The following is a 4,542-nucleotide window of genomic DNA, read 5'->3' on the forward strand; positions in this document are numbered from 1 at the left end:
TATCCCCTGTGTGCCTTGGTACTGGAACCCGAGCGTATCAATTGCAATGGCACCCGGTATTTCAAGTTTTGTTGCGGGTGATTATTACAATCATGGTGGCTTGTCTATTCAGGAGTGTTTGACGCCAGTGCTTAAGATCACTAAAAGTGTTGAGTAGCCATGACGGAGCAAGAGATCACTGAAAAGGCGATTAAAGAAGCCAAAAAGATGAAAAAGGAAGTAGCATCAAAGCTTGTTGATGCTTTTCCCTTGGAAGATCTGCCTGTTTCAGTGTTTATGGCTGGCTCCCCAGGTGCGGGTAAAACAGAGACGGCTCGCGCGATGATTCGCGCATTTGATAACGATCATGGCTTAGGCTTAGTTCATATTGAGAATGATGAACTGAGAAAAGAGTTTGAAGATTATAACGGCTTGAATTCGCCTCTGTTTCAACGTCCCGCTACACTGTTAGTTGAGGCTATTCATGACCGCGCATTAAAGCGCAATGTAAGTTTCATTTTGGACTCAACACTCTCTAGCTTTGACAAGGCAAAAGACAACATTGAACGCTCTTTAAAACGGTCGCGTTACGTGCTTATTATCTTTGTTTATCAGGAACCTGAACAAGCATGGAAACTGGTGAAAGCGCGGGAGAAAGTTGAAGGCAGGCGAGTACCTGAAGCAGTGTTTGTTGAGCAGTTTCTGGAATCACAACGCGTGGTAAGTGAACTTAAACGCCATTTTAAAGACAAAATTAATATTACGTTCATCGAAAAAAACATTGACGGTGACAACGATAACCCCCACTTTAATGTGACTGACATTGACGCGTTATTGCGCAAAAAGTACAATCGCCAGTCCTTAGAAGCCATCGTTGGCCTAAATCCAGTTACATAAGGGAGGAAGTGATGCTATCTAAGCGTGAAAGAGTTAAATCAACAGCTTTCTCTGATTTTGTGCGTAATGCATCATCTAGAGAGAAAAAGAAGTTCTTTGACAAGATTGTGAAAGAGACCATTCAAGAACAGAAAGAGATGATCGCTAAGGCAAGCAAAGCTGATTGCTACTAAGCATGTTCTATGACGATAAGCCGCTTTTTATAGCGGCTTTGTTATTTAAAGATACTGTCACTGCGAATTTTTGAAATTTGGATTGGATCTTGCCGTTTTTGGTCGGTGAGTGACTGAGAAAATTCGCCCCGTTGATAAAGTAGAATGAGAGTATTGTCATATTCGCAGCCGAGAACTTGGCAAATTTCTGTCATGTCATCGGCATCCATTGCACGTTTAAAAGCATCTTTTTTGCGTGATAAATTGTAAGTGCTAAAGATAGTTGCCATTACGCGTTTATCTGCCGTTATTTCTCCACCGCCAGGATTTACCACTTGGTTGAATTCCACCTCAATGCCATCGTTCAATTTAGCAGTGAAATCAATTGCTCTTGATTTAGCACAACTTGGCGTGTAGTCGTCATAAGTGACACCATTGACCCATTGCGCTTTAATCCAGTTTTTGTCGTCGCCTTTCATGGCTCGACCACTTTTCGGGTAGGGTGTTCCTTCTGCTAAAAATTCACCGCGGATGAGCTGAATGGCTTCAAGCACCTCAGGATCAGACGTATAGGCACTAAAATCAGCGTCTATACAGGAGAGCTTGGCGGGCACGGCGATATATCCCTTAGTTAGATAGGTCGCGGAATCATCAAGTTTTTTAGTGAGTTGAACTTGTGGTTCCGGTGCGATCATTGTGCCGCGATCGAATCCTCTCACCTGATACTTGTCGCAGATATCTTCAAAGAGTTGGTGTAAACCTTCAAAGTCTTCAGAATCATCTTTGGCTTCAAGATGATCGAGCAGATCTGAATAAGCTCTCACTGCATCTAGGTTGGTAAAGTGTTTGGCTTGGGTATTTTGATGATAACCACATGCTCTGCCGACGTTAGCTTGAACAACGGCTGCAATATTCGCGACTGTGCTATCCCAGGTGTTGATCAAGCTTTCTTTCATATTTTGGCCAAAGTTCACACCAGCGCGAAAGCCCGCCACAGTGATTGCAATCAGTTTGTCGTCGAACATTGCTGCTGTTTCATATTCCGACTTGAAGTCATCAATACTGCAAAGTTCGTGCTCAGCGACTCCGACAAGCTTTTGGCCGATAATGTAGATTTGCTCTTCGGCAATACCATGAGCCATCAGCACTTGTTTGGCAGTCTTAGCTTGACTGGATGGGACTCTGATGAGTGACCAACCTGGCCCTTCGTGTTCCATAAATTGACGAATGAAACGCTTTTGTAATAACGAATCATCACAAAAATCCCGTTGATCTTCACTTAACTTGATAAGTTGGTTGTGTCGATGCATTTCGCGGATTCCATGGTAGTCACTGCCCGTTTTATGGAACACCAGCTTAGTGTGGAAATTATGTCTTAGGATTGAATCGGCGCCAGCAGAATAGAGCGCACTGAATGGTGTTGCTGAGATAAAAACAATACAACATTCCGTGTTTTCTTTTTCGATGTAGTCAAATACCCGACTGTATCTAATAGCCTCAATGTGGCTGCCATAGTGGCATTCATCAATGATAATGAGTTTGGGAGCCTGGTGTTTAAAGTCGGTTACTAAAGCGGATTCGAAATTGGCAAAGTTACTTATAACGATGTTAGGTGTCGGAGCTAAGTCTCTTTTGGCTTGTTCCTGTAATGCCACATCAGCCATGGTAACTAAGTACAAGGTATCCTTTAGACGTTTTCTATCGCAGATTGCTTCATCTGACAGGGCAAGGCGTTGTAATCCAGCAAGTACAAGAGCGATACCTGACTTTCCTGATTGCATTTCTGCGGCAACGACGACAGCTCGAGCGCCTGCCGAAAACTTGTCAAAAGTCTTCTTAGCCGCAATTCGTTGATGCTCATAGGTTGTTTCAATCGCTCGTTGTACGTGCTGCCGATGTTGTTCTGCAATATTCATAGTCAGAGAATCACTCAGTAGACTGCCTGTGTTTTATCAGAAAAGTGGGATTCGTCGCTTAGTTGTCCGGTTTTCTCTGGCAGTTCATTGTGTTGTTTTTTGGCTAATGAGCGGTCAATATCGTATTCACCGCGCTTATAGAGCACCATCATGGTGTCATCTCTTTCGATGCCAAAGTGATCGCACATCTGATAAACATCTTCTTGTGACATGATTTTTTTTGCCACATCACGACGAGAAATGTTGTAAACACTAAATATGGCTGCAGTGATGAGTTTGTTCTCTGATAGTTCTCCAGAACCTGGCGCTACAACGCGGTTAAACTCGAGTTCTTCGCCATCATCAAGCATTTGGGTATACATAAATGTTTTTTCTTTCTGTGTACCGTCTGCCCGCGCTTTTTCTGGATTATCAAAACTATCCCCGTTAACCCAGTGTGCTTTAATCCAATTTTTTCCTGCGCCACGCATGGCTCTGCTACCTTTTACACAAGGTGCGCCCTTAGCGGTAAATTCTTTGCGAATAATTTCTATCGCTTGCAGAAAATGCTTGTCTTGAGTGTATTGCCTAAAATTGGCATCTTCGTCGAGAAGTTTGGCTGGCACAGCAACATAACTATCAGTTTTGTAAGTCTCTACGTCCCCGATAGGTCGACGGCGTTTGTATTTTATTGTGAGTCCCACATCTAAGCCATTAACTTGATATTCCTGGCAGATGTCATCGAAAAACTCTTTGAGCCCTTCGAAATCTGATGCTGCCTGGTCTGAACAAGTTTGTTCTAGATGATTGAGGATTGCACCGTAAGCTTCAGTGGCATTTAAGTTTGTATAGTGAGTGGACTCGTTATTGCCGTGATAACCGCACGCTCGTCCAATGTTTGCTTGAACAACAGCCGCAACACTCGCAACTGTGCTATCCCATGTTGAGATGAGATTGTTTTTCATCATTGCACCGAAGTTGATGCCCGCGCGTGCACTGGCGACGGTAATTGCAATTAGCTTATCTTCGAACAATAATGCGTCATCAAATTCTTTTTTAAAGCGTTCAATTGAGCAGTGTTCATCTTCAGGCACACCACTCAATGAATTACCAATAATGTAGATTGAGTTTTCATCAATACCTTGGGTTTTAAGAAATTGCTTGGCTTCCATAGCTAAGCCAGCAGGAACCCTAACTAGCGACCAACCCATACCTTCATGCTGTTTAAATTGATTGATAAATGCATCGCGTTCAGCGGACGGGAACAGAAAATTGCGATTATCATCGATGAGTGCTTTTACTTTGTCATTACGTAACATTTCGCGAACGCCGTAGTACTCATCACTTGTTTTATGAAAAACCAGGCGAGTATTAAAGTCGCGTCTTAAAATCGAATCCTTGAGCGCTTTTGCTGCAATATCATTAGCTTCTTCTAAAAGCTCTAGGTCTTGGTTTGATTCTGCTTCTGTTTTGGCTTCGAGTGCTTCTTGATATTCGGTTTCTGCACCATACAGCGCACCAAACGGCGTTGCAGAAATAAATACCACGTTACAGCTGTCATTCTCTAGCTCTAGGTAATCAAAGATTTTGCTATAGCGAACCGCTGCGACATTGGACCC

4 protein-coding genes are annotated in these 4,542 nt (G+C 43.2%); 2 read left to right on the forward strand and 2 right to left on the reverse strand.

All coding sequences use genetic code 11. The annotated features are described in order from the left end of the window. Positions 1–159 precede the first annotated feature (159 nt). Both SHEWPOL2_RS21415 and SHEWPOL2_RS23070 read left to right on the forward strand, forming a co-directional pair. Positions 160–876, forward strand: a complete 717-nt coding sequence (locus SHEWPOL2_RS21415) for a zeta toxin family protein (protein WP_037431534.1) — start codon at positions 160–162, stop codon at positions 874–876. 11 nt (positions 877–887) lie between these two features. Continuing rightward, positions 888–1,049: a hypothetical protein gene (locus SHEWPOL2_RS23070; RefSeq protein WP_011622488.1), complete on the forward strand. Its 162-nt coding sequence runs from the start codon at positions 888–890 to the stop codon at positions 1,047–1,049. A 41-nt stretch (positions 1,050–1,090) separates the two neighbouring features. On the opposite strand, the gene SHEWPOL2_RS21420 is transcribed toward SHEWPOL2_RS23070, so the two are convergent. After that, a complete protein-coding gene (locus tag SHEWPOL2_RS21420; RefSeq protein WP_037431536.1) occupies positions 1,091–2,944 on the reverse strand; it encodes a DEAD/DEAH box helicase family protein in 1,854 nt (617 codons plus the stop codon). Between the two features lie 14 nt (positions 2,945–2,958). Continuing rightward, the coding region (locus SHEWPOL2_RS21425; protein WP_037431538.1) for a hypothetical protein at positions 2,959–4,542 on the reverse strand (1,584 nt) is incomplete at its 5' end.

It is taken from the genome of Shewanella sp. POL2, from assembly GCF_000282755.1.
Lineage (GTDB): Bacteria > Pseudomonadota > Gammaproteobacteria > Enterobacterales > Shewanellaceae > Shewanella > Shewanella xiamenensis.

Coding starts and splice junctions, on each gene's coding strand:
- SHEWPOL2_RS21415 (WP_037431534.1), top strand. CDS start 160: ATGACGGAGCAAGAGATCACTGAAAAGGCGATTAAAGAAGCCAAAAAG.
- SHEWPOL2_RS23070 (WP_011622488.1), top strand. CDS start 888: ATGCTATCTAAGCGTGAAAGAGTTAAATCAACAGCTTTCTCTGATTTT.
- SHEWPOL2_RS21420 (WP_037431536.1), bottom strand. CDS start 2,944: ATGAATATTGCAGAACAACATCGGCAGCACGTACAACGAGCGATTGAA.